Here is an 866-nt window from a genome sequence, read left to right on the forward strand (position 1 = left end):
TAACCTCGTGGTCTGGTCCAAGGTCTTTGAGGCGCACAGACGGATCGTGCTGGGTGCGAGCATGATCGGCGTGCAGGGGCGCATCCAGCGGGAGGGTGAGGTGGTGCATTTCGTGGTGCACCGGATCAAGGACATGTCGCGGGAGCTGGCTAGCGTCGGCGCGCGGGGCGCGGCGTTTCCGCTTCCTCAAGGGCGCGGCGATGAGGCGCGGCATGGGCAGGGGGCAAGAGGTATGCGAGAAGGTCCCGCGGTCGGTCCAAAGGCGCGAGAGATCTATATCAAGGACCTGCATCTGGATGCGATCAAGGTAAAAGGTCGAAATTTTCAATAATCGGCAAGCTATGACGTGAAGAGCCGTTGCATGGACACTCTCGAGGACAGTGCCAAGCGAAATCGGTATGGCCACGCCTGATCCATGCCGCGAGCGCAGGATCAGCCGCCCGGCATTTCACATCCAAGAACGGCTCTTCCTATGCTAACGTTTCCCTAGCAGCATCTTGCGGACGCTGGCGTGATGATACCCGAGCCTTGAAGCGAGGCCTTCATGAAGACCGCATGCGTCGGCACAGCCGTTTGGCTCCTGTGCGGCACCACGCTCCATGCTGGCGGTGTCGAGCGGAGCAGCCAGTTTCTCGGTCCTCTTTTCGAACCAGGCAACTATCTCGAGCTGAGCTACGCCCACGTCTCGCCCGGCATCACAGGAACAGACCTGCCGCTCGGCCTCTATTCCGGTGGTGAGCGCACAGGCGATGTTGCGTCTTCCTACAGCAACTTCGGCTTTGCCTATAAGCACCAGTTCAACGATCTCTGGTCAGCCGCCATCATCCTGGACCAGCCATTCGGGGCCGACATCGCTTATCCAGCCG

General features: G+C 60.4%; 1 protein-coding gene and 1 pseudogene. Both read left to right on the forward strand.

All coding sequences use genetic code 11. From position 1 onward, the window contains the following. Nucleotides 1-331 (forward strand): hypothetical protein (locus tag AAIL68_RS17440; protein ID WP_347141055.1); only part of this gene is annotated, 331 nt, incomplete at its 5' end. Between the two features lie 213 nt (nt 332-544). Then, a pseudogene (locus tag AAIL68_RS17445) lies at nt 545-866 on the forward strand (aromatic hydrocarbon degradation protein); the annotation flags it as partial.

Origin of the sequence: Paracoccus sp. SSK6 (assembly GCF_039770665.1) — a bacterium.
Taxonomy (GTDB): Bacteria; Pseudomonadota; Alphaproteobacteria; order Rhodobacterales; family Rhodobacteraceae; genus Paracoccus.